Annotated in this window: 23 protein-coding genes and 1 tRNA gene; 3 read left to right on the plus strand and 21 right to left on the minus strand. The window is 58.5% G+C overall.

Translation table 11 applies throughout. From position 1 onward, the window contains the following. Nucleotides 1-439, minus strand: a 439-nt coding sequence (locus RBR41_RS13750) for a 2-hydroxycarboxylate transporter family protein (RefSeq protein ID WP_320353235.1), incomplete at its 3' end; no start/stop codon positions are given. A gap of 335 nt (nucleotides 440-774) precedes the next feature. On the opposite strand from RBR41_RS13750, the gene RBR41_RS13755 reads away from it, so the two are divergent. After that, a complete protein-coding gene (locus RBR41_RS13755; protein WP_320353237.1) occupies nucleotides 775-1,746 on the plus strand; it encodes a hypothetical protein in 972 nt (323 codons plus the stop codon). A 258-nt stretch (nucleotides 1,747-2,004) separates the two neighbouring features. Here the strand turns inward: RBR41_RS13755 and RBR41_RS13760 are convergent, their stop codons facing one another. The 8 genes from RBR41_RS13760 to RBR41_RS13795 form a co-directional block, all read right to left on the minus strand. Continuing rightward, nucleotides 2,005-2,520: a TonB C-terminal domain-containing protein gene (locus RBR41_RS13760; protein WP_320353239.1), complete on the minus strand. Its 516-nt coding sequence runs from the start codon at nucleotides 2,518-2,520 to the stop codon at nucleotides 2,005-2,007. Beyond that, the gene (locus tag RBR41_RS13765) at nucleotides 2,517-2,945 is read right to left on the minus strand and encodes a biopolymer transporter ExbD (protein WP_320353240.1); all 429 of its coding nucleotides are present in this window, start codon (nucleotides 2,943-2,945) and stop codon (nucleotides 2,517-2,519) included. Before RBR41_RS13765 ends, RBR41_RS13760 begins: the two co-directional genes overlap by 4 nt. A gap of 64 nt (nucleotides 2,946-3,009) precedes the next feature. Next, the gene (locus RBR41_RS13770; RefSeq protein WP_320353241.1) at nucleotides 3,010-3,606 is read right to left on the minus strand and encodes a MotA/TolQ/ExbB proton channel family protein; all 597 of its coding nucleotides are present in this window, start codon (nucleotides 3,604-3,606) and stop codon (nucleotides 3,010-3,012) included. 102 nt (nucleotides 3,607-3,708) lie between these two features. Then, nucleotides 3,709-5,589, minus strand: coding sequence for a CobW family GTP-binding protein (locus RBR41_RS13775; RefSeq protein WP_320353242.1), 1,881 nt, complete (start codon nucleotides 5,587-5,589; stop codon nucleotides 3,709-3,711). 77 nt (nucleotides 5,590-5,666) lie between these two features. Next, on the minus strand, nucleotides 5,667-6,815 hold the full coding sequence (locus RBR41_RS13780) for an MBL fold metallo-hydrolase (protein WP_320353243.1): 1,149 nt from the start codon (nucleotides 6,813-6,815) through the stop codon (nucleotides 5,667-5,669). 10 nt (nucleotides 6,816-6,825) lie between these two features. Further along, on the minus strand, nucleotides 6,826-8,229 hold the full coding sequence (locus RBR41_RS13785) for a hypothetical protein (protein WP_320353244.1): 1,404 nt from the start codon (nucleotides 8,227-8,229) through the stop codon (nucleotides 6,826-6,828). 10 nt (nucleotides 8,230-8,239) lie between these two features. Continuing rightward, the gene (locus tag RBR41_RS13790) at nucleotides 8,240-8,512 is read right to left on the minus strand and encodes a hypothetical protein (RefSeq protein ID WP_320353245.1); all 273 of its coding nucleotides are present in this window, start codon (nucleotides 8,510-8,512) and stop codon (nucleotides 8,240-8,242) included. Next, complete coding sequence (locus tag RBR41_RS13795; RefSeq protein WP_320353246.1) at nucleotides 8,509-9,153, minus strand: GntR family transcriptional regulator; 645 nt, start codon at nucleotides 9,151-9,153, stop codon at nucleotides 8,509-8,511. The genes RBR41_RS13790 and RBR41_RS13795 overlap by 4 nt, the downstream gene beginning before the upstream one ends. A 339-nt stretch (nucleotides 9,154-9,492) precedes the next feature. Between RBR41_RS13795 and RBR41_RS13800 the strand changes: the two genes are divergently transcribed. Next, entirely contained in the window at nucleotides 9,493-10,668 is a 1,176-nt protein-coding gene (locus RBR41_RS13800) for a hypothetical protein (RefSeq protein ID WP_320353247.1), read from the plus strand. A gap of 217 nt (nucleotides 10,669-10,885) precedes the next feature. Here the strand turns inward: RBR41_RS13800 and RBR41_RS13805 are convergent. From RBR41_RS13805 to RBR41_RS13840, 8 genes are all read right to left on the minus strand, one after another. After that, nucleotides 10,886-10,961: transfer RNA gene (locus RBR41_RS13805), tRNA-Thr, on the minus strand. A 197-nt stretch (nucleotides 10,962-11,158) separates the two neighbouring features. Next, complete coding sequence (locus tag RBR41_RS13810) at nucleotides 11,159-11,539, minus strand: hypothetical protein (RefSeq protein ID WP_320353248.1); 381 nt, start codon at nucleotides 11,537-11,539, stop codon at nucleotides 11,159-11,161. A 224-nt stretch (nucleotides 11,540-11,763) separates the two neighbouring features. Next, a complete protein-coding gene (gene gluQRS, locus RBR41_RS13815; protein WP_320353249.1) occupies nucleotides 11,764-12,738 on the minus strand; it encodes a tRNA glutamyl-Q(34) synthetase GluQRS in 975 nt (324 codons plus the stop codon). Nucleotides 12,739-12,952: 214 nt separating this feature from the next. After that, nucleotides 12,953-14,128: a C40 family peptidase gene (locus RBR41_RS13820; protein ID WP_320353251.1), complete on the minus strand. Its 1,176-nt coding sequence runs from the start codon at nucleotides 14,126-14,128 to the stop codon at nucleotides 12,953-12,955. A 143-nt stretch (nucleotides 14,129-14,271) separates the two neighbouring features. Continuing rightward, nucleotides 14,272-14,673: a flagellar basal body rod C-terminal domain-containing protein gene (locus RBR41_RS13825; protein WP_320353252.1), complete on the minus strand. Its 402-nt coding sequence runs from the start codon at nucleotides 14,671-14,673 to the stop codon at nucleotides 14,272-14,274. An 89-nt stretch (nucleotides 14,674-14,762) separates the two neighbouring features. Then, entirely contained in the window at nucleotides 14,763-15,539 is a 777-nt protein-coding gene (gene folE2, locus RBR41_RS13830) for a GTP cyclohydrolase FolE2 (protein ID WP_320353253.1), read from the minus strand. After that, nucleotides 15,539-15,955 carry a nickel-responsive transcriptional regulator NikR gene (gene nikR / locus RBR41_RS13835; protein WP_179979616.1) on the minus strand — a complete coding sequence of 139 codons (417 nt, stop codon included), beginning with the start codon at nucleotides 15,953-15,955 and terminating at the stop codon, nucleotides 15,539-15,541. The genes folE2 and nikR overlap by 1 nt, the downstream gene beginning before the upstream one ends. Before the next feature lie 60 nt (nucleotides 15,956-16,015). Then, entirely contained in the window at nucleotides 16,016-16,714 is a 699-nt protein-coding gene (locus RBR41_RS13840; protein WP_320353255.1) for a class I SAM-dependent methyltransferase, read from the minus strand. A gap of 313 nt (nucleotides 16,715-17,027) precedes the next feature. On the opposite strand from RBR41_RS13840, the gene ilvA reads away from it, so the two are divergent. Beyond that, entirely contained in the window at nucleotides 17,028-18,566 is a 1,539-nt protein-coding gene (gene ilvA, locus RBR41_RS13845; protein ID WP_320353256.1) for a threonine ammonia-lyase, biosynthetic, read from the plus strand. A 383-nt stretch (nucleotides 18,567-18,949) separates the two neighbouring features. Here the strand turns inward: ilvA and RBR41_RS13850 are convergent, their stop codons facing one another. From RBR41_RS13850 to RBR41_RS13865, 4 genes are all read right to left on the minus strand, one after another. Further along, entirely contained in the window at nucleotides 18,950-19,618 is a 669-nt protein-coding gene (locus tag RBR41_RS13850; RefSeq protein WP_320353258.1) for an amino acid ABC transporter permease, read from the minus strand. 1 nt (nucleotide 19,619) lies between these two features. Further along, nucleotides 19,620-20,378: an amino acid ABC transporter ATP-binding protein gene (locus RBR41_RS13855; protein ID WP_320353259.1), complete on the minus strand. Its 759-nt coding sequence runs from the start codon at nucleotides 20,376-20,378 to the stop codon at nucleotides 19,620-19,622. A 3-nt stretch (nucleotides 20,379-20,381) separates the two neighbouring features. Next, nucleotides 20,382-21,074, minus strand: a complete 693-nt coding sequence (locus RBR41_RS13860; RefSeq protein WP_320353260.1) for an amino acid ABC transporter permease — start codon at nucleotides 21,072-21,074, stop codon at nucleotides 20,382-20,384. A gap of 90 nt (nucleotides 21,075-21,164) precedes the next feature. Continuing rightward, nucleotides 21,165-21,908: an ABC transporter substrate-binding protein gene (locus RBR41_RS13865; RefSeq protein ID WP_179979610.1), complete on the minus strand. Its 744-nt coding sequence runs from the start codon at nucleotides 21,906-21,908 to the stop codon at nucleotides 21,165-21,167. Between the last annotated feature and the right edge of the window lie 440 nt (nucleotides 21,909-22,348).

Raw genomic sequence — 22,348 nt, forward strand, 5'->3', positions numbered from 1 at the left:
GCACAAACATGCGCAAAAAGCCCTGGATGAGCACCTGCCGTAGCATGCCAAGTATGCTGCCCGTCACGAGACAGGCAATGTAGAAATACAGAAAGTTGGCTCCACCGTTCTTGCCAGCGGTAAAGTGCATGATTGCCTCCTTGGCGGGACCGTCAAGCAGGCTGTAATACACAAGAACCGAGGGGATGAAGATGGAAAGGATGGCCGGGCCGCCGATGTCCTTGAGAACGGGAATGCGCAGGCCCATGTCGCCAAGGAGTATGCCCAGAACCAGCGTGACGGCGAAGCCGCCGATCATGTCCTTGGGCAGCTTGCCATAGTACGAGGCCGCAAAGATGATGATGGCAAAACAGATGTACAGGGGCAGGGGAACCGGCCCGACCTTGAAGCTGCAAAATTTGTCCAGCAGGCCGCCGGACGTTGTTTCTGCGCGTTGCATGAGTAAACCCTCCTGACAGAATTTGTCTTCTGTTTACTCCGGCAATGTCGCAAAATCTTTTTATGTAACTTTATAATATGTTTCTGAAGTTATGTAATTTATGTAACTTATGTAAGTCCGGCGGCATGCCTTCAGCGGGGCAGGCGGCTGCCCTGCTTGTGCCGTATGCCGGATGGCGCGCGCCGGGTTTGAGGCTCGGGCGTCAAACTGATTTGGAGCCTGTCGCGGGCCGCAATATGGTGGAGATTCTGCCGTAAAGCCCATTGGGGCAAAATAAAACACTGAACTGAGGAGCATTTCGCAGTTCCTCAATCCTCGTGCTGTAAGGAAATGCCGTGTACAAAACCATGCTTGCCTGCATTGTGTGCGTGTTGGTGTCCGCCATGTCCGCCCTATTGGGACTGCCTGGGCTGTCCGCAGCGCCCGCGCTGGCCGCCGGGCCGTCGACATATGAGGATAATGTGGTGGCCTGGAAGCCCTACGGGCCTGTGAACGGTCTTGAGTACAAGATGGCTCTTGATCCGGCGCTCTTTGCCGCAGACAGGCCAGCAGCATCGTTCACTGCCCTCTGGGACGCCCTCGCTGCTTCGGCTGCAAAAAACGGTTTTCTTCTGGCCAAATCCGAAAAGATCAAGGTGCGCCTGCGCACGCGAAGCTATTTTGATACAGATGGCCTCGCCCTGCGCGATGCGGGTTTTGTGATACGCACTACCGCAAATCACAATAAGGATGGCAGCGCCAAAGAAGACATAAAGCTTACGGTGAAAACCTCCGGCAAGGCCCCGGCCTTTATTCTGGGAACGTCCCTGGATACGGTGGGCATCAGGGGGGAAGTCTCCGCTGAAGACAATCCCTATATGGACGCGCAGGGCAACATGGCCTCAAGGCTGGAGAAAAGCGTCAACATCCGGGGCGATGCGAAGACTTTCGGGGCTCTTGACCGCCCGCGCCTGCGGCAGTTCTCGCGTTTTGTGCCTGCGTTGGCCAGGAGTGGTCTTGCCGCCGACACAAAGCTCACGCCCGTAAGCGTCTGCACCTATTCGGCCATGATGGGCTCAGTGAAACTGGCGGGAGTTGCGGCGGAGATCACGCTTGAGGCCTGGACGGACTCCTGGGGCGGTGCGCCCCTGGCGCTGGAACTTTCTTTCCGCATTGGCAATCAGGACTATTACGCCATCCCCGAGGTTGTCGCCTCGGGCAACGAGTTTTACCGCAAGGTGGTGGTGCAGGGCCTTGACCACATGAAGCTGCCTGACGGCGACAGGTTCAGCGGCTCCAAGCTCAAGATGCTGCGGGACAGGCAGTAGGGTGTTTTGACGTTACATGCACATTGGCAGGCTTTTCGCTCGGCCTTTACGGCGCGTGTGCGTTCACGTCGGCGCTTACCCCTGCAACCGCCAGAGCAGTATTTAGTGACGCTGCTCTGGCGTATCTTTGATGTAGCCAATGACGACACGCGGGGCAATCTGTTGGAACGGCGCATTCAGTGAAACGGCGCATCTGGCGGCATGACTATAAATGCACATATGTCCTGCTGACAGACATAAACAGATGCCGTCTGCTGCTTACCGCAGTTCATACTGGTATTTTACATGCAATAAAACGGGAATATCGGCAGCGCCCAGAATGTCCGGGCGTTTTACGCTGCCGCTTGCCGCAATGATCGCACGGCGCGCCGCTGCGTCGAGATCTGGTGAACCAGACGACTGGCGCAGCACCGGGGCTGTAAAACTGCCGTCGGCACGCACGGTGAAGGCATAGGACGCAACTCCGACAAAATGTGCCTCGCCGCCGTCCATGCGGCGGGCATGCACTGCCGCGTCAAGATCGTCAAGAAAGGCGAAAAATGCCTGACGCCTTTTGTCTGCGGTATTTTGCGGTTCGGTGCGGGGTGGGGCAGCCTCCATGCTGATGCCTGCGCCGCCCTCCGGGGATGCTCCCATGCCCAGGGAATCCATGCTGATCACCGTGAGCGTCCCCACGGGGGTCAACTCTGCCGATGCGCCAAGCAGGTGAAAAAGGCCCCAGTGTACAAGGCATGAGATGGCCAGCGCGGCGTAGAGCCGTTCGGTCGCGGTCATGGCGCGTCCGTCGCGGGGTGCCCCGATGTGGCAATAAGCAGCTTTTCCCCGCCCTGCATGCGCACTTCATCCACCAGAAAGATCAGGCCTTCCACAGGGGCCTTGGGGTCAGCCACCAGAACGAGCCTCCCCGGTCTGCTCCTGAAGCCGAGCACAAGATCGTGCAATTTGTCTCTGACCTCCTGCCGGGGCAGGGGCACCCCTTCGCAAAGAATGCCGCCATCAGCCGTGAGGCGCAGTTCAATTACCCGGCCCGACAGGGTTTTGCTGCTGTGGGCAGTGGGCAGATCGACTTCAAGCCCACGGACGGCAAAGGCCGCCGCAATGACAAAAAATATAAGCAGAATAAACAGCATATCAATGAGCGGTATGAGGTCGTAATCACTCGTCGTATTCAGCGGGCGGGTCAGGCGAAGCATCGGCATTGTCTCCTTGGCGCAACAAGAGAAAAGCGTTGGATAATCTGCGTCTGCTGGTCATGCCATAAAATCAACACGCAGTGCCGGCGTCAGGTCGCAGCAAGGCCGCGTTGCCAGCCGCATCAAGCATGCTGGAGATGTTTTTGAGGCGGGCGCTGAAAAATGCCAGCGAAAACTGGGCGACAATAGCAATGCACAGGCCGGAAGCCGTGTTGAGCAAGGCCTGCCAGATGCCGTCCGCCAGCATGCTCATATCCACGCCGCTGGAGGCGTGCGCAATGCTGGAAAAAATGGAAATCATCCCACTCACCGTTCCCAGCAGGCCCATGAGCGGAGCCAGCCTGGCAATGGCGCCGAGCAGACCGAGCCGCCGCTCCAGCTGTTCAAGAATCTGCCCTCCGGCCAGGTGCAGGGCTGATTCGCGATTGGAGCTTGCCATCGTGAGTTGCTGGGCAAAGGCGTGCAGCAGGGGCACTGTGGTCATGCGCTCCGCCACTGCTTCCACATCGCCGCTGCTCGTGGCTTTGAGCAGATCCCCCCGCAGGGCGTCGTCGGGCAGGGAGCACGACGCATACAGCAGCAGGCGCTCCACAATCACCGTCAGGGTCAGGATGGAGACTGCCAGCAGGGGCCACATCATCCATCCCCCCAAAGCAATGATGTTCATGTCTGCCTCCTTGCTGCAACAACCGGCATACAAAACCGGCAGATTGAGTGTTTTGGCGGGCTCCAGGCACTGGCGCGGCCGCCGGGGAAGATGTCTCTGCCGTCAGCACACGGCTGTCGCCCCCTGCCCGGCCGTGTCAGGCGGCGACAGATTCACCCCGATAAACACCATGTACCGTTCGTCTGCTCCGTCCGGGGCTTCCTCAAATTCCAGGCGTCCGGCGGCATACTGGGCAACAGCGGCAACCACCGCGCCGTCCATGCGCAGATTGACAATGCCCTTGGCGCGGCAGAGCCCCGGGCCAGCGTCATCCACCATGCGCCAGATATCCTCTGTGCTGACCACCTGCGGCAGGGTAAGGCAAAATGAACCAAATCCCTCGGCGCTGTGGTTGATATTGCCAGCAGCGCTGAAGGGCTGCAGACGGGGAGCGCGCGAGGGCGGAGGGCTGTGGGCGTCGAGCCATGCCGTATGCAGCGCTTCAAGATTGGCGAAGGTGATGTTTCCCTCAACAGCGGGGAAGATCACAGCCCTGGGATTGCGGCGTCGCAGGTCGCGCAGCACTGCTTCAAGCCGCTGTTCGGAGACCGCGTCGGCCTTGTTGGCAATAATGACGTCGGCCTGCGCCACCTGCGCCATGCCGATGCCTGAACCGGCCTCGTCCCATGCCAGGGCGTCGGCCACGGTTATGACCAGGCCGGGGCGCACCATGTCGGAAAGATCGTTGAGGGATTCAAGCACATTGGCGGGATTGGCCAAACCTGTTGTTTCAAGAATTATCTGTTCTGCGGGGGCCGCTTCCAGAAGGCGTTGCAGGCCGGGCCGCAAGCTGTCCGCCAGCGAGCAGCAGACGCAGCCTTCGTCCAGGGCCTCCACATGCGTTTCACCGCGAGTGAGCGCGGCGTCCAGTCCGATGCGCCCGAATTCGTTTTGTATGACTGCGGCGAACTGTTCGCGCCCATTCAGATAGTCCAGCCAACGGCGCAGAAATGTGGTTTTTCCCGCGCCAAGGAACCCTGTGAGGATGTGCATGACCGGCAGTTCTGCGTCAGGTGTCGCCAGTATTTGGCGTTGGCGGCCGGGCAGGCGTTTCAGAATTTTGCCTTCGGAAGACAGGGATGGAAACGTTATGGGCCTGCCATTGCCGGGAAAAGCTGCCAGGGGGTGCGGTTGCGGGCATGTGCCCATCTCCGCCTTCAGCGACAGGGTGGGGGAAGTGTCCCCTTCTGCGGCGTCACGCGGTTTTTGTAAGGCCATATGCAGGCTGAGGCGCGGCGATTCTTCAAGCAGTGTTGCGGCCGTAGCCGCCAGTGTCGTGAAGAGTGGCAGCAGCAGCCTGAATGCGGGAACGTCGCATTCCAAACCGCCGGGGGGTACGATCCACTGTTCGGCCTGGGCGTCGCCAGTCGTGTCGCCTGCCGCGTCGCCAGTCGCGTCGCCAGTCGTGTCGCCTGCCGCATAGCTGCCTGAATCCGTGGAGGGCCGCGCCGCGATTCCTTCACGCGAAATGTGGCGGTATCTGGCCGGAGCGGCCAGGGACAAGGAAAGCCCCTTGCCGTCCAGCGCCGCCACAAGCTGCACGCTGCCCATGCAAAAGGGGGCAAGCTCGGGGGCATGCAGCGAGAGGTTGCGCATGCGTTCTTCGTAGTTTTCGCCAAGGGCAAGGGAAAGAGCCTGCAGAGGAAATTTGTCGAGAACGGAATCCGCCGCATGGGGGAACACGTGCGCCGTAAACGTGCCGTGGAGAAAGGATACGTCGGTGTGTTCGTTCAGAAAAACCAGGCCGTACACGTGTGGAGAACCGGCCACCCGGCAGGTCCAGGCCGCGTATAGCTGGTTGGAAGGGAGCACCCCCCGCCACCCCAGCGCCCGCGCCCGTCTGCGGTCAAGATGTATGCCTGTGAGCAGACAGTTGAGTATGGAAGGACTCTCGGCGTCTGTTTCAGGCGAAAGGGGGCGCGGCAGCAGGGCATCAAGGCGCATGGCGATACTCCATCGTTGTGGCGGTTTTTGAAATCCAGCCGTAAGGGGGCAGGCCTGCCCCCTTACGGCTGCACCGTTTACGAGGGAAACTTTATGACGTCTCCATTGCCAAGATAGTTGGTCGTCTTGGAGCGGAAACGCGCCGTGCCTTTTACAACCGGGTAGCCCGCGTCCACAAACTTCTGGGCAGTAATGAGCCCTGTGCAGTGGTTGCAGCCCACCTTTTGCAGATCCCACTTTTTGAGACCGATAACGAGGTCGTCATACTTGGGGTCCCAGTCGTCAAAGGGCGAGATGTGCAGGCCGCCGTAGAGGCCGTAGAACTGGTCGTTTTCATAGGTCAGGGTTTTGTAGGCCGTGTCGGCAAAAAGGATGATGCCCTGATGGCAGCACCCGGTGATGCTCACGAGCCCAATGTCCTTGACGTTGCAGTACAGCGAGATTTCGCCGAATACCTTGAGAATGATGGGGCAGTCGAAGCCGTAAAGGGCCACGCCGTCCTGAATCTTGTGCAGGCCCTTGGGCACTTCAGTCCACTTGCCCACGTGCCCGCAGTCTTTGAGGTACTGCTTGCCGCTGGGGTAAAAGGTGTTGGGCGTATAGATGTGAATATCGGGGTTGTATTTTGTCACAGCGGGCAGACCAAAAAAGTGGTCCATATGCTCGTGCGTCTGGATCATGGCGGTAATTTCATTGTTGGCCAGCATGGTGTCGATGCCTTCCCGCTTATAGCAGGTTTCCATCCACTGGTAATTCCAGCCGGTGTCAAAAAGGTACTTTGTCACCTTGCCGTCCATGCCCTCAATTTCAATAAGGCAGGAAAAGCCGCCGGCATTGTCGGGATGCACGCTGTTTTCGCGCACTATCTGCCATGCTTCGTCCAGCTTGTGGGGCAACAGATGCTTGATCAGCTTTATGCCGTCGGCATAGCTGCCCTTGCCGACGCCCTTGCCATTGCCGAAAGGAGGCCAGTTGAAGGTGTACTGGTCTACCAGCAGACCGCCAGCGCCGGTCACATCCTGCATGAACGTGCGGTTGTCGAACCAGCTTGTCTCGGAGATGTTGGTAATTTTGACGGCCTTGCAAACACCAATATTTTCCGTTCCGCGTTTTACGTCCGTGAGAAAAGCCCTGCGCATGGGGGAGTACGAATACGCGCCCATGGCGCCGATGGCGCCCACGCCGACCCCTAATGCAGCACCCTTGATAAATTCTCGTCTGTCCATGTTGCTCTCCTTACTGCACAAGGGTGAAGTGCGCGCTGAACCATGGCAGCGCGGCCACTATGGCAAAGTACAGCATAACGCCAGCGAGAATCCCCACCGCAAGACCCGGAATCATGGCGGGGCTCCAGGCGTTTCGAGCGGCGAAGGCGTGTTCTTCGGCTACAAGTTCTTCACTGGTGCGGAATTCGCGCTTCCATCCGGGCCATCCATCCATAAACCACCAGTTGATCAGCCAGATGTCGATGAGCCAGATCATGGGAATCATCGGGAACTGCTGCGGATGTGAAAAGCCCTTTTGCGTGCCGAGCGCAAAGTGTGCGTACTTGTAGTACAGGCAGTAGACCGCAATGCCGCCGATGGCCACAATCACGGTACGGATAAGCACATTGACCGGAGTGCTGAACTTGTTGGGCCAGTTGCCGCCGTAGAACTGGAGGAACAGGGCGGGAACCAGGAAGAAGATGGCGGTTTCGCCCACATGCAGCCAGCGCCAGTCGGGGGCCGCGTCACGCCGGTGACCACGGATGGCGTCGCCCCAGACCAGTTCCTGCATGTACCAGAAGAAGAAACACAGGGAGAGGGAAATGGCGATAATGCCGAAGAACAGGGCAAAACGGCGCAAGCCCGGCCTTTTGATGAGGCAGAAGGGGTACCGCTCCCAGATGCCTTCCATAAACCACACCACAACGGTGCAGCACATGATCCAGGCTACGTGAAAGTTCGCGGAAACTGTCTGCGCAAAGGATTCCCAATAGGGTGGGGTAATTGCCGTAAAATATTGCCAGGGGTAATACAGGATGCCCATGTGGTTGTGCATGGTCATTAAGTAGATGACGAGGCTCAGGCAGAACGTGCCCAGCCATATGCTGAAGCCTTTGACGGGTTGGACTTCATTTTGCCAGGGGCGGCCCTCAAGCGCCACGATCCAGGCCGGGCTGATCCATGAGGCGATGACGGCAAACATCATGCATGCCTGGGCCGCATACTCGGTGGCATAGAATTCGGTGAGCCCTGGCAGCTTTTGCAACTGGTGCGGGCTGAAATAGGTAAAGGCAAAATTGCCAAGAACATTTTCAAAAAAGCCGTGAATCATCAGCACCATCAGGCCAACAGATACAAGCGAAAGCACAAGACCCTTTTGCAGGGGATGCGCGTTGCGTATCCAGTTACGCTTGAATGGCCAGAAGTCGAAAATATAGGCCATCCAGATGAGGATGATGAGCCACCAGCGGCAATAGTTATACCCCACATAGGGTGTGTAAAAACGCATGATGCCGCGCGGATCCTGAAAGATCCACCAGGTTACGGCAAATATGGAAAGTGTGAACGCCATGTTGGCCAATACAGGCCAGGGCCCCTGCCACCGCTTGGTAAGCTTGCGCTCCTCAAGATAGGGAATGTCGTGGTCAGCCATCGAACCCTCCTCAGAGTTGCGGGGTTTCCATCTCCACAGGGGGACGCGCTTGTGTGTGCAGGGCCTGTGCAACGGCCCGAATCAGCGCCTCCTCGCTCATCGTGTCCACGGGCAGCCCCAGTCGCTGCCCTTCAAACCGCAGCATGCCCGGCGAAAATTCTGGCGGCAGCAGCGCCTCGTCGCTGCTGGCCAGCGCGTCTGCACTGGTGTTTTCGCCGAGTCTGCCCGGGGAAACCGCGCGCCAGTTTCCCCGTAAAAAATCGCGTCTGCGTCGGTTCATCATTCTTCTTCCCCCAGGCACTGCAAAAGGCAGGACACATAGGCCGATACAGAAGAAGCGCAGGCTTGGGAGTCCGCATGCCGCAGACCATGCAGGGTGCGGGCAAGATGCTTGAATATTTCCTCAAGCCGGGGCTGGCTGCATTCCTGCAACAGCCGGGCAAGGGCGCAGGCATCGGGCAGGGTGGCCGCTCCTGCCTGGGCAAGGCAATCGTTGCTGATTGCCTGCAAAAGTATGGAGAAAAACCGCAGGTGATGCTGCGCAAGAAGGCGCATGTCGCCGCTGTGAAGCGCCATGCCGATGGAAGGCAGGTGGCGTTCGAGCTTCAGCATGACAGAAGGCGCATATGAGCCTGATGCCGCGGCAAGCAGGGGGGTCATGACGATGCGCATGGCTCTCAGGCTGTCGCCCAGACTTGCTGCGTTGAGGTTGCAGGGGAGGGCGCGTACAAATGTGCCCTTGCTGCGGCGCGTTTCAAGAATTCCCTTGCCCACCAGGGTGCTCAGAGCGGTGCGCAGCGTTGCGCGGCTGACGCCCAGCTCCTCGGCCAGGAGCCGTTCGGCGGGCAGCCGCTCAAAGAGCGTCCAGCGCCCCTGCAAGAGGGCATGCTCCAACTGGTTTTCAGCGTTTGCTGGCGCGATCACGGGCGTCCTCCAGGCAAAGCGTATTCAAATGCGTGTGTGTAACTTCATACTGCGCGTCTGTAATTTTTTTGACAATATGCATGTAAAAAAAAGCACACAGCTAATTAACATTATGAAAAGCATGATAAATTTTTTGTTTTTTGGTATGACCACAGTATAAAACACTGTAAAAAAATGCAGAAAAAAAGCAGATTATCGCGGCAAATATGCTTTTGTAAGCGGAGTTGCGTGTCTGTGGTCAGACCACACGTCGGCATAAAAAAGGCTTGCTCATGGCTTGCGTCTATTTTACTGCCAATGCATCGACGGTGATTTTTATTTTCAATACATGGAGATGGCATGGCAAGTTTCCTTCAGTGGCGAAAGGGCTTCCCCGGATTATTATGGAGCATCTGCCAGCGTGAGTCCCGGATTAAGGTGTTTACCCGCTGGCGCGACGCAGGCTTTGACGCCCCGCAGTTGCTGAAAAACGCCGCGTTCAGAAAGAACGCGGTAATGGAGCAGGATTATCCCCTGCTTGTGGAGTTCTGGGACATGATCCATGCCGGAAGGCCAGCCGCCGTAATCTTTCGGCTGAAGCATGACGATGGACGCAAACCGCTGATCCTTCAGGGCTGGCCGCAACCGGAGCAGGACGTCTACAGCGGCTTTCTCAAAGAGGCCTATTTGCCTGGAGGGTATAATTCCGCCTGTTATAACGCCCAGTTGAAGATGCGCCTGGGGGATGCCGACTATCCGGTATTTACCGTGGATCTGGAAAATCAGACACTGTATGACGCCAACAGGGCGGCGCAGAAGCTCTTTTTGGGCGAGGAGCAGGCTGTGCGGGCACTGGTGCTGGACGATGTGGTGCCGCAGTCGTTGATGAAAGGTTTTTCAGCGGCAATGGAAAAAGCCGTGGAGCGTGACGCATGGTCGGGAAAGCTGTTGCTCGGCAATGGCGAGCGGGGTTTGTTTTCGGCGCATGTGCGGCTTACCTTGTGGGGAGAGTCGGGCAAGGAAGTGGTGCGGGTTGCGCTGGTCAACGTTGATGCAAGGCCCCCGAAGCTTGAAGAAGACGGCGCGTTGGCACTCTGTACTGAAGAACTGCGCCCGGCGCTCGAAAAGCTGCACAATCTCTGCAAACCGGAAGTTGACGGGCTGATGCTGTCGCACATTCAGATGGGCAGCGGGCGTGTGGCCGTATACGGTGTCGGTTCGGCATTCAACAGCCTTGAGTGGGGGACGCTGCATGCCTATGAAGGCACAATAGCCCAGGATATTCAGCGCTACAGCCTCAGTTCGCTTATTGTGGAAGATACTCTCGACAGTGTTAAATCCATTGACTGGGCCCTTTTTGCCCCTCTGGGCATACGCTCGTATTTTGCCAAGCCGTTTTATGCCGAACATGGGCTGCACGCTGTGCTCATTCTCGCAGCCAAACGACAGCGCGGCTTTGGTGCGGACGCAGAAGCCATGTACGCCGATGTGGCGGCGGCTTTCGGGCAGTTGATGCTGCGCTGGAGATCTTTTTGATCAGGTGCAACAGAGGTGCTTGGGGGCGTCGAGCGTCCTGAGGCCCCGTGCAAACTCGCGCGACAGGGCGCCCACAGTGGATTTGGGGTCGATAAAAATGGTCTGATGCGGGCTGACACGGCTTGGTGTGGCCTTTGTGCCCTGTCAGGCATGGTCGACTTGGTGCGGATTTTCCACAAAAAAAGGCTTACGCGTTGCGTAAGCCTTTTTAATTTTATGGAGCCGCCTATCAGATTTGAACTGATGATCTACTGATTACGAATCAGTCGCTCTACCAACTGAGCCAAGGCGGCAGGAGAAATATTCTTTTGTGTCGGGGCGAAAGGCCGTGGAATCGTGTTCGTGGCGCTATCTTCCGTCATGTCTACGTGACCAAACAGCCGTCCCGCCACATCTGGCGTTTCAGCGGTTCAGTCCGTAAACCGAAACCGACGACCGGGAACTATTGCCAAAAAAACTTCCGCTTGTCAAGGCAAGCAGGCGTGCAAGATCATGCCCTTTCAAGAATCAGGGGAATGACGTGCAGTTCACGGCTGACTTCTTCAGTATGGCCCAGCTTCCAGTTGACGCTTTCAGCGGGCCAGCCAAGTTCCTGGCCCACAGCGCTCGCCACCCCCGCCACGTTCAGGATGGGATGGCGCTGGAATACCTGCGGCAGGCCATATGTCAGGTTGCAGACAAGGCACTTGCCGGGCCGCTGGCGCAGTTCAAAAGCCAGGTGGGCTTTTTGGGGGCCTACCTCGCGGCAGACAAGGCCAATGTCGTAAGCGCCTTCTTCAGCACCGCCAAACAGCGCTTCGAAAAAATCATCCGCCCGCGAAGCAGGAAATATCTCATCCAGAAAAATTTGATTCAGATTTTGCGAAGTCATGCACTCCCCCATCAGGTTACGGGATTCGCTGTCATTGAAAAAAAGACCGCGGATCAGACGCCCGCCGTGAAGGCGCTAGCGTAATTTATGTGCGTGGTTAAGCATTGCAACCGGCGTGACGTGCCCCTTGAGAAGGGTATTCCCAGGGGCGCTCTGCTCATGGCCGTTCACTCCTGCAACGCGGGGGGCTTTTGCCCCGTGCCGGTTCGCATCGTGACGGCCTGTTACAGCAGAGCACGCAAATGACTGTTTCGCAGGCGTACGTCCTGCCTTGGCAGGCGGCTCCAGTCAAAGGCTGGCAAAAGCTCCGCCGGACTGACGGCGCGCGCGGCAGCATCAAGACCGGCCAACATGCCAAGCAAGCCCACTATACGGCGCGGATCAACCCCCTGTTCCCGCAGATACCGCAGAGACAGGCTGTTGTGGCGCTTGGCCAGACGCTCTCCTTCTTCGTCAAGAAGCAGAGGCACATGGGCGTAGGAAGGCGCACCATAGCCCAAGAGCTGAAGAAGCGCAATCTGGCGCGGCGTGGAGGACAGGATGTCTCTTCCCCGCACGACCTGCGTCACGCCCATAAGGGCGTCGTCAACAGCAACGGCAAGCTGATACGCCACAACGCCGTCAGAGCGGCGCAGCGCGAAATCGCCCCCGCAGTCGGTAAGAAAAATGGTTTGCGGCCCAAGCAGCAGGTCGGTGAAAGATATGGGAGCTTCCGGGCAACGCAGGCGTATGCTGGCACGACGCCCGCTGCGGATCAGCGCCTCAATGCGCTCCTGACCCAGATTGCGGCAGGTTCCAGGGTAGGGCGCGCCCGTGTCGTCAACATGCGGGGCCGCAGCAAGCTGGCGCAATTCCTTGCGGGTGCAAAAGCAGGGGTAGGTCGCCCCCGCCTTTTCCAGCTGCGCAAGAACCCCGTCATATATTGACCCGCGTTGGCTCTGCACGTATGGGCCGCAAGGCCCGCCCACATCTGGGCCATAATCCCAATCCAGCCCAAGCCAATGCAGGTCTTCCAGAAGGGCGATCGCATATTCGGGCCGCGACCGTTGCGGGTCTATGTCTTCAAGACGCAGAACCAGCCGCCCGCCTTGCGACCGCGCAGCCAGCCAGGCCAGCAAAAAGGCCCAGGCATTGCCCATATGGATGTGGCCGGTTGGGCTTGGGGCAAGCCTGCCGCATGGGCACGATGATTGATGCATGGCTGCTGGGGTGGCTTGGTGGGCAGCAGGGCTGCCGCTGTCAGCAAAAATATGTTGTTATGAACTATGGCGGCGCATTTGTTTTGATGCCGCAAATACTGGCTGTGATACAGGCTGCACTTACGGCTTTATGCCTGCCGGGCAGCGCGGGTTTGCCGATTGCCGCCCTGTATGCGCTGGCGGGCCAGGCCCGCCGCGCAATCAATCACTGCCGTTAAGAATTGTCGCCCTTGCCCTTGGGCTGGTCTTTTTTGCTCTTGGGTTCGGCCTTGGTAGCCACTTTTTCCGTAGCAGGCTTTTTGCTTTCGCTTTTTTTGGTTTCGGCTTTCTGGCTGGAAGACTTGGCGGTCTTGTCCTTGTCTGCCGAACCCTTGCTTGAACTTGCCTGGGCGCTGGACTTGCCAGAACTTGCCTGGGCAGAAGCCTTGCTGGATTTCTCGGAACTTGAGGCCTTGCTGGATTTTTCCGAAGCTGAGGCCTTGCTGGATTTCTCGGAGCCAGAAGCCTTGCTGGATTTCTCGGAATTTGAAGCCTTGCTGGACTTTTCCGAAGCTGAGGCCTTGCTGGACTTTTCAGAACCAGAAGCCTTACTGGATTTCTCCGAACTTGAAGCCTTGCTGGATTTTTCCGGAGCGGAGGCCTGCTGCCGGGTAGTGGCGCTGCTTTTTTTATCGTTGCTGGCGACCTGTACGATCTTGTCCTTTTTCTTGCTCCGGCTGTCATCACGGCTGTCATCGCGTTTGCTGTCGCGCGCGCTGGTTTTGCCAGCCTTTTTCTTGTCGCGGGACAGTTCGCGCACCACCCGTTCTTCCGCAAAGTCGTTGAGGCGGCTTTCGGCCTGGGCGATCATGGTTTCGCCGCCCTCAACCTTTACGCGGCGCGCTCCAAGAAAGGTGCTCTTGAAGTAGGGATCGTCAAGGGAGTTGATGCGCACGCGTGTACGCTTGTGGGGGCTGTGGATGAACTTGCCGTCGCCAACGTAGATGCCGGTATGGTAGCCACGGCGGGGATGCCGGAAGGCCACAATGTCCCCTGCGCGCATTTCGTCCACATTGTTGATGCGTTGGCCGATAACGGACTGTTCACGTGCAGTGCGGGGCAATTGCACGCCAACGCTTTTATACGTCCAGCACACAAAACCCGAACAGTCGAAACCGTCCGGGGTCGTTCCTCCGCGCACATAAGGCGTGCCGATGGCTGATCTGGCCTTGCGCAGTAGCTGCTGGCTGGATTCCTGCTGATTGGAGTCAAATGCAGCTTCATAAGAGCGGCGGAACCGCTCCGCATGGGGGGTGTTGATGCCATTATCTCGCGAGCCGCTTTTGGAGGCGCAGCCGAAAGCCAGCATGCAGGCCAACATCAACACGCATAGTTTAAGACATTTTCCCATCAGCGCTCCACAAATGTTGTGCCACCCGCTGAAAGCGGCGGCTAGTCTGTCAGAATGCGGGCAAGCCCGGCGTCAACGGTCAGGGCTTTGCCCTTTGGTGTCTGGCCCGGTCCCACGAGGCCGGAGCATTTGTGTTTGTGGCGCTAGGCCTTGATATCCAGCAAGGTGCCAAGCATGGCGTCACCGGTGTGAACGACCGCTGCATTGGCCTTATACGCGTGCTGGGTGGTGATCATTGTAACCATTTCACGGCCAAGGTCTGTGCCGCTGGGGCTGGCAGCCTCCAGGGGCAGGCCTGAGGTCACGTCATAAACGGCCTGGGCCGCGCTGAATGACGTGCCGCCGGGGCCAGAAGGAACGCCGCCCTGAAGCACTGCATCAAGGCGTACTCCCTGTCCCGCAGGGCCAGTAGCATAGACGGCACGCTGCGGCTCAAAGCCAGCTGTGCTGACATTGGCCACGTTATGAGACGCCACAGCCATCCCCCAGGAATGGGTGTTCATGGCTGACGCGCCCAATTGCATGCTGGTGCTGATACTGCTCATCATTTGTACCTTACGGCAGCATTAGCACAACCATCAGATGAATGCAAAAAACTTTTTTTGTGGGCAGCGCCGGGGTACCAGGCCGGTTTTCAGTCTTTCATGTGCCGCTCTATCCTGGCGAAAGCATTGTGGTTATGTATTGACTCCATACTTTCCACCTCAACACTGAACCATTCTACCTGTCCATGCTCCGAAAGACGCTGCGCCACATTGCGCACCACGTCCTCCACAAAAGTGGGGTGGGCAAAGGCCTGCTCGGTAACGAATTTTTCATCCTCGCGCTTGAGCAGGGTGTATACGGCTGACGAACCGGAGGCTTCGGCTATGTCGATAAAATCTTCAAGCCATGAAAAAACCTTCATGCGCAGGCTCATGCGCACCATGGCTCGCTGGCTGTGCGCGCCTTCGTCGCTGATGGCCTTGGAGCAGGGGCAGACGGTCATGACCGGCACGTCAACCTCAAGGCAGAAGTGCTGGCCCTCATCGTCCAGTTCGCCGGTGAGGCGGCACTGATAGCTGATCAGAGCCGGGATGCCCGACGCCGGAGCGCTTTTTTTAATGAAATAGGGGAAGCAGAAACGCGCATAGGCCCGTCTGGCCTCAAGCCGTTGCTTGATATCCAGCAACAGGCGGCGCACCGACTGATAGCTTATTTCAGCGTTCCATCCTTCCAGGGTCTCAACAAAGCGGCTCATGTGGGTGCCCTTGAATGCGGAGGGCAGATCCACGCCAAGGTCCACGCTGGCAACGGTCTGCTGCGTGCCCTTGGTTCGGTCGCGTACCAGCAGGGGCAGGCGGAGTTCGCGCACCCCCACACGGTCTATGTTCAGGGCCACCAGCGGGGCATGGCTTTGCACGTCTTCCATTATGCCAGGTCCTCTCCTGTGGTAGTGCCGGTAAAGGTGCCGTGCTTGACGCCGCGGCAGGCGATGAGCTTGTCGGCCAGGGCGCGCATGCGGTTGGGCTCCCCTTTGAGCACCAGAACCTCAAGGCAGTTGTAGTGGTCAAGATGCACATGCAGCGTGGTGACTATCAAATCGTGATCATCATGCTGGATCTGCATGAGACGACGCGAAAGGTCGTTTTTGTGATGATCGTAAACAAGGGTCAACGTGCCAGCGCCACAGGCGTCGCTGTTCCACTTTTCTTCCACCAGGGCCTTGCGGATGAGGTCGCGTATGGCCTCTGAACGGTTGGGATAGCTTTTGCGGCGGCAAAGTTCGTCAAAAGGTTCCAGCAGGTCTTCATCCAGCGAAACCCCAAAGCGTGCCAGATTTCCCATAACAGTATCCTGCGCCGCTTCCTTCAGGGAAACGGGTGCGTTGTTTGTGTTGTGGCCGCGTCAGCCGCGGCGGATTTCCCATACCTGCACGGTGACAGGCACGGGCTGGGCGTAAAGGGCTTCCACTTTCTGGCCGTATACGCGCTTGCCCTGCCAGCCGCCGCTTTGCAGGGCGTGCAGAAAGGTTTCGTATACAGAGCGGCCCGGTTCGGCCACCCAGGCTGCGCCGTCCGGCGCGAGCGCGTGGTGTAAAAACCGCAGCACCGGGGCCACAAAGCGCTTTTCATACATGATGTCGCCGCCCCAGACGCGGTGCATGCTTCCGGCCTTCAGGGCCGGACTCCGCCAGTCCATAACTGCCCACAGGGGCTGGGGAACGTCATTGATTCTGGCGTTGCGCGCGGCAAAGTGCAGGGCTTGTTCTTCATAGTCCATGGCGGTCACGCGCGCGCCAAGCCATTGGCCGACCAAGGCCGTGAGACCCAGGCCGCAGCCCAGATCAAGGCAGTTTTGCCCCGCGATATCTTCCTTGCGGCTGTGAAGCCATGAAGCCAAAGCCACGCTGGAGGGCCAGAGTTCCGTCCAGTAGGGCAGGCGCTCATCCTCGAAGTCACGGGAGTCGGCAGTCATGGCCTCCCAAAGCTGTTCAAGGTCTGCGGCGCGGCTGAGCTGCCACAGCCGCCCGGCGGCGCGCACTGTTATGTGCGGCTGATACGCCTGGAGACCCTTGTCTTCATTTTGCGGGTGTTTTGATGACATATGTTTCTCTTGCGGAGCATAGCCTAATGGGTTGGGCGTGTACAGAGTGCACACAGGGCATCCGGTTGCTTCAGCATATGATTACGGCATGTTCCGCGAATCTGCCCGCAATGCGTACAATGCGCCCTTGCACTGATTGCAGCGCTGGGCGACTGATGTGACGTCGCTTTTGCGGTAAAATTCAGCGTCATCGCACTGTTCGGGGCTTGAGGTGTGTCGGCGGCAGGTATATAGGAAATGAAACGGGTGAAATACCCTTCCCGAACGGCTGCATGGCGGCCGTATCATTTTTTGCTGCCGCAAGGATATATGCATGCAAAAGCACAGTGAGTACCTGAACCGCATACTGTTGAGCCGCGTCTATGACGTGGCGGTGGAAACTCCCCTTGATGAAGCCAAAACCCTTTCCCGGCGTCTTGGCAACCGAATTTTGCTCAAGCGCGAGGACCACCAGCCTGTTTTCTCCTTCAAGCTGCGCGGCGCATACAACAAGATGGCCCGCCTGTCGCCGGAGGATCTGCGGCGCGGCGTTATTGCCGCCTCAGCCGGAAACCATGCCCAGGGCGTGGCTCTTGCGGCCCGTCGCCTCGGTTGCGAGGCCACCATCGTCATGCCCGTGACCACGCCCGCCATCAAGGTGGACGCGGTGCGCCGTCTGGGCGGGCAGGTGGTGCTTTCTGGCGAGTCTTTCAGCGATGCCTGGCAGCACACGCTTGATCTCATCAAGGAGAGCGGCTGCATTTACATCCCGCCGTTTGACGATCCTGACGTCATTGCGGGGCAGGGCACCATTGGCATGGAAATCCTGCGCCAGCATCCCGGCGACATCCATGCGGTTTTTGTTCCCATCGGCGGCGGCGGCCTGGCGGCTGGCGTGGCCGCCTACATCAAGAACCTGCGCCCGGAAATCCGGGTTATCGGTGTGGAGCCTGTTGATTCCGACGCCATGCGCCGTTCCGTCATGGCCGGACGCAGGGTGGAACTGCACGATGTGGGCCTTTTTGCCGACGGTGTGGCCGTAAAGCTTGTGGGCGAGCATACCTTTGCCCTGTGCCGCGATCTTCTGGACGATATCATTGTGGTGAGTACCGATGCCATCTGCGGCGCCATAAAGGATATTTTTGAGGATACGCGTCTGGTGGCCGAACCGGCAGGAGCCCTGGCCCTGGCAGGCCTGCGCGCCTACGCGGCGCAGAGCGGCCTGCGCGACGCCACCCTTGTGGCCGTGGTCAGCGGCGCCAACATGAATTTTGACCGGCTGAGCCACGTGGTTGACCGTTCAGAAATCGGCGCGCACCGCGAGGCCCTTCTGGCAGTGACCATTCCCGAGGCCGTGGGCAGCTTCCGCGCGCTGTGCGCCTCCTTTGGCAACCGCAACATCACCGAACTGTGCACCCGCTTTTCTGACCCGGAAATCGCGCGCGTGCTGGTGGGCATCAAGATCAGCGGGCGCGAGGATGTGGCCGAAGTTCTGACTGAGCTGCGCAGCAAGGGATTTGAAGCCATTGACCTCACGGACAACGAACTGGTCAAGATGCATCTGCGGCATCTGGTGGGCGGCAATGCGCCCCAGATTCTGCACGAAAGGCTGCTGCGTTTCACCTTTCCTGAGCGTCCCGGGGCGTTGCTGGACTTTATGGACGCCATGCGCGTGGATTTCAGCATCACCCTGTTCCAGTATCGCTACCACGGCGCGGATTTCGGCCGGGTGCTGGTGGGTTTTGAGGCTCCGGAAGAAAAGCGTGAGGCCTTTGAGGACTTTTTGCAGCGTGTGGAACGCATGGGCTACCCCCATGTGGAAGAGACGGACAACCCGGCCTATAAGATGTTCCTGGGGTGGCACGAAAGTTAAACCCGTTTGGGTGGGACTGCCTGCCACCAGCAGAAGCCTGAAAACTGAAAGGGCGCACGTCGTACGTGCGCCCTTTCAGTTTTCTTGTTCCGGCAGTGCGGCCAAAGCGCAAAAGTGAAAATTCTTGGCGCGGATAGACGCTGCGATGGGGTTATGGCTGGAGGGCGTTGTGGCTGGAACCACGCTTCAGACCATAAAAATTCTGCAATATAACAAGTTGCAACAAGAGTTTTAGGGGGAGGGGGTGTGGGGGAGGAGACCCTTTTGCAAAAGGGTCCCTCCCCCACAAAATATTTCAAAATGAAGTCGCTTAAGCGCTTAAGCTCGTTAGCGCTTAAGCTCGTTAGCGCTTAAGCTCGTTAGCGCTTAAGCTCGTTAGCGCGCTAGCGAGCGCCGAAGCCCGGCACGTGGAAGCGGTGTTCAAGCCAGCGCAGAAAGAAGGTGGCCAGAGTGACCATACCGAGATAGTAGGCTCCAACTGTGACAAAAACCTCGGTAAAGCGGAAGGTGTCCGAGGCCACGACCTTGCCTTCGCCCATAAGTTCCATACAGGTGACGAGGTAGGCCAGGGAGCTGTACTTGATGAGGTAGATGATTTCGTTGCCGCAGCCGGGCAGGGCGCGGCGGGCGGCCTGGGGAATGACGATCCAGGCTACGGTCTGCCATGTGCTGAATCCCAGGGCCTCGGCGGCGCGAATCTGCCCCTGGCGGATGGAAAGCAGCGCCCCGCGCACATATTCGCTCTGATAGGCGGCCGTACACAGGGTAAAGCTTGTGAGCGCGGCCCCATAGGGCGGAAAGAAGATGCCGATCTTGGGCAGGGCATAGTAGATCATCATCAGCTGCACAACCAGGGGCACGCCGCGTACTATGGCCGTGAACCAGTCGCCCAGGCGGCGCAGCCAGCGCGGGCCGAAAGAGCGGGCGCAGCCGAGAAGCACCCCGCCCACAAAACCCAGGCTGCCAGCGGGGATGATGAGAGCCAGCGAAACGAGCAGGCCCCTGTTGAGGGCAGGGATAAGCTCATTGCCGAAAAAGGCCGTGTCCAGCACTCTAGCCCCCCATCTCCAGCAGGCGCTGGCAAAAGTCGCGCGTGCGCGTGGCGGAGCCTTCGGCCAGGAGCACATCGGGCGCGCCCTGTTCAATAAGTCTGCCTTGTTCCATAAATATGATTTCCGTGGCCAGAGCGCGGGCAAAATCCATCTGGTGGGTGGCCATGATCATGGTCATGCCGCCGCCGGCAAGGTCACGTATGACGGCCAGCACTTCGCCCACCAGTTCGGGGTCCAGAGCCGAGGTGGGTTCGTCCAGCAAGATGACCTTGGGGTCCATGGCCAGGGCGCGGGCCATGGCCACGCGCTGCTTCTGACCGCCCGAAAGCTGGGCGGGGTAGAGCAGGGCGCGGCGGGCAAGGCCGACGCGGGCGAGTTCTTCGTGCGCGCGGGCCTTGGCGTCCTTGTGGCTCATGCCGCGCACCTTGCGCAGGGCTATGGCCACGTTTTCTTCAGCCGTGAGGTGGTCGAACAGGTTGAAATCCTGAAAAATCATGCCCACCTGAGCGCGAAAGGCGCACAGGGCGGGTTTGTTTGTGCGGTCGAGCCGTTTGCCCTCAAGGTAGATGTCGCCCGCATCGGGCGGGATGAGGCAGTTGATGCTCTGCAGCAGGGTGCTTTTGCCCGCGCCTGAAGGCCCGATGAGCACCTTGAGTTCGCCGCGGCGCACCGAGAGGCTGCAGTTGTTCAGAATGGGCTTGCCGCCCAGCATCTTCGAGATGCCCTCAACGCGCAGAATAGCTTGTTCGTCCACATTCATGGCTTATCCCACACCCATGCCTTCCATGCTCATTCCTGAGGAATAGCCCGGCACATGGACTTTGTCTTCCAGGCGGCGCAAAAGCTTGAGCACCGCCAGAGTCAGCAGAAAATAAATGCAGCCCGCCGCCGCGTAAAGGGCCAGGTGTTCGTGTGTGCGCGCGGCCACGAAGGAGGTTCTGGCCATGATATCCTGCGTGCCGAGAACGTAGCAGATGGCTGAATCCTTGAGCAGGATGGAAAATTCGTTGGCCCATCCGGGTATGGAAAGACGCATGGCCTGGGGCAGAATGATGCTGCAAATGCCCGTGCCTTCGCCCATGCCAAGAGCGCGGGCCGCATTAAGCTGCCCCTGGGGCAGGCTTTCAATGGCGCCTCGAAAAATCTGGGACTGGTAGGCCGTGCTGGTACAGCCGAGCACAAGACAGCAGATCAGAAAAGGATCTGCCGGAAGGCCCAGGCTGATGAAAAATCCGTAGCACAAAAAGAGCAGCACAAGTATGGGCACGCCACGGAAAAACCACACATACAGCGCCACCATCCGGCGCAGCCAGGGGCCGCCGTATACCTGCGCGACAGCCAGAGGCACGCCGAGCACGAGCCCCATGGCCAGAGAAATGGTCACATTGCCAATTGTGACCAGACCGCCGCCCAGTATGGAGGGGAGAGCATTATAAACTACAAGAAGTGAATCCATATGTGGAGTTTGCCGTAGGTTGGGCAGAACAGCGCGGACCGTCGGGGATATCCAACGATCCGCGTCTGCCGTTCAGCGCTTTTGCGCTGCTTACTTGCTCAGATACTTTTTCTGAAGCTCCTGCCAGTAGGGATCGGCCATGAGCTTCTTGTAACCGTCATTGATGAGCTTGTGCAGGTCTTTGTCGCCCTTGCGCATGGCAACGCCGAACTTGTCGGGTTCGCCGTGCGTGCCGGCCTTCTTGACGGCCCGGCCCTTGGAGATGGCGTCGTCAGCGGGCAGATCGTCCATAAGGGCCACGTCGATGCGGCCGTTGAGCAGGTCTTCCACCGCCAGAGGAGCGGATTCATAGAAGCGCAGTTCAAAGGGATAGCCCTTTTCCTGCTGTTCCTGCTTGATGGCGTTGGCTTCGGAAGTGCCGCGCTGCACGCCGAGCTTGACCTTCTTGGTCAGCACGTCCTGCGGGGTCAGCGTGGAGTTTGCAGGCACAAGAAACACGCGCGAAACCGTCCAGTACGGATCGGAAAATTCCACGACCTTGGCGCGTTCGGGGGTGATGCTCATGCCCGAATCCACCATGTCGATCTGTTTGGCCACAAGAGCGGGGATGATGCCGTCCCAGGCCATGGGCTTATGGGTGATTTCAAAGCCCATAGTTTTGGCGATCCAGTTGAGGGAGTCCACGTCAAAACCGGCGGGCTGGCCGGTCTTTTCGTCCACATAGGCGAAAGGCGGATAGTTGGGGTCAATGCCGTTCACATAGCTTTTTTTGGCAAAAGCGGGTACGGCGGCCATAACGGCAGCCAGCAGGGCGCAGACAAGAAGTTTTTTCATGCTCAGTTTCCCCCTCGGAATATGACGGTGGCCGTTGGCGGTTGAGCCACGCCGGGCATGGCGGCAACCGTCTAAGGATGGACATGCGTATTGCGGACAAAACCACGAAACGCACAGGCGCGTCAGCTGGCAGATCGTGGGCCTGCCGCCGCGCGGTCTACGGCAAAACAAGGAATTTATCTACCAGATGCTTGGCCGCGACGCAAGGGCAGATGCTTGCCCGCGACGCAAGGGCAGATGCTTGGCGCGACGCAAGGGCAGATGCTTGCCCGCGACGTATGGGGGGGTGACCATGTTAGCATTTGCAGGAGAAGTAAATATGATGTATTTATGTGGCAGTGCGTATTACAAAAGCACCACCTGATAAATAACTGCAAATTGCGCCCTGCATATCTCGGCCTCTTCACCCAATCTTTTGTCCACAACGTTTTTTTGGGTTT

This window comes from Desulfovibrio sp., assembly GCF_034006445.1.
In the GTDB taxonomy this organism is placed as follows: Bacteria; Desulfobacterota; Desulfovibrionia; order Desulfovibrionales; family Desulfovibrionaceae; genus Desulfovibrio.

Excerpts from the sequence above, each read along its gene's own strand:
- RBR41_RS13765 (WP_320353240.1), bottom strand. The coding sequence starts at position 2,945 with ATGCCGATGCTTCGCCTGACCCGCCCGCTGAATACGACGAGTGATTAC.
- RBR41_RS13785 (WP_320353244.1), bottom strand. The coding sequence starts at position 8,229 with ATGGCTGACCACGACATTCCCTATCTTGAGGAGCGCAAGCTTACCAAG.
- RBR41_RS13820 (WP_320353251.1), bottom strand. The coding sequence starts at position 14,128 with ATGGGAAAATGTCTTAAACTATGCGTGTTGATGTTGGCCTGCATGCTG.
- folE2 (WP_320353253.1), bottom strand. The coding sequence starts at position 15,539 with ATGGAAGACGTGCAAAGCCATGCCCCGCTGGTGGCCCTGAACATAGAC.
- RBR41_RS13810 (WP_320353248.1), bottom strand. The coding sequence starts at position 11,539 with ATGACTTCGCAAAATCTGAATCAAATTTTTCTGGATGAGATATTTCCT.
- RBR41_RS13855 (WP_320353259.1), bottom strand. The coding sequence starts at position 20,378 with ATGAATGTGGACGAACAAGCTATTCTGCGCGTTGAGGGCATCTCGAAG.
- RBR41_RS13770 (WP_320353241.1), bottom strand. The coding sequence starts at position 3,606 with ATGAACATCATTGCTTTGGGGGGATGGATGATGTGGCCCCTGCTGGCA.
- RBR41_RS13775 (WP_320353242.1), bottom strand. The coding sequence starts at position 5,589 with ATGCGCCTTGATGCCCTGCTGCCGCGCCCCCTTTCGCCTGAAACAGAC.
- RBR41_RS13865 (WP_179979610.1), bottom strand. The coding sequence starts at position 21,908 with ATGAAAAAACTTCTTGTCTGCGCCCTGCTGGCTGCCGTTATGGCCGCC.
- RBR41_RS13800 (WP_320353247.1), top strand. The coding sequence starts at position 9,493 with ATGGCAAGTTTCCTTCAGTGGCGAAAGGGCTTCCCCGGATTATTATGG.
- gluQRS (WP_320353249.1), bottom strand. The coding sequence starts at position 12,738 with ATGCATCAATCATCGTGCCCATGCGGCAGGCTTGCCCCAAGCCCAACC.
- RBR41_RS13860 (WP_320353260.1), bottom strand. The coding sequence starts at position 21,074 with ATGGATTCACTTCTTGTAGTTTATAATGCTCTCCCCTCCATACTGGGC.
- RBR41_RS13825 (WP_320353252.1), bottom strand. The coding sequence starts at position 14,673 with ATGAGCAGTATCAGCACCAGCATGCAATTGGGCGCGTCAGCCATGAAC.
- RBR41_RS13790 (WP_320353245.1), bottom strand. The coding sequence starts at position 8,512 with ATGATGAACCGACGCAGACGCGATTTTTTACGGGGAAACTGGCGCGCG.
- RBR41_RS13760 (WP_320353239.1), bottom strand. The coding sequence starts at position 2,520 with ATGACCGCGACCGAACGGCTCTACGCCGCGCTGGCCATCTCATGCCTT.
- RBR41_RS13840 (WP_320353255.1), bottom strand. The coding sequence starts at position 16,714 with ATGTCATCAAAACACCCGCAAAATGAAGACAAGGGTCTCCAGGCGTAT.
- ilvA (WP_320353256.1), top strand. The coding sequence starts at position 17,028 with ATGCAAAAGCACAGTGAGTACCTGAACCGCATACTGTTGAGCCGCGTC.
- RBR41_RS13780 (WP_320353243.1), bottom strand. The coding sequence starts at position 6,815 with ATGGACAGACGAGAATTTATCAAGGGTGCTGCATTAGGGGTCGGCGTG.
- nikR (WP_179979616.1), bottom strand. The coding sequence starts at position 15,955 with ATGGGAAATCTGGCACGCTTTGGGGTTTCGCTGGATGAAGACCTGCTG.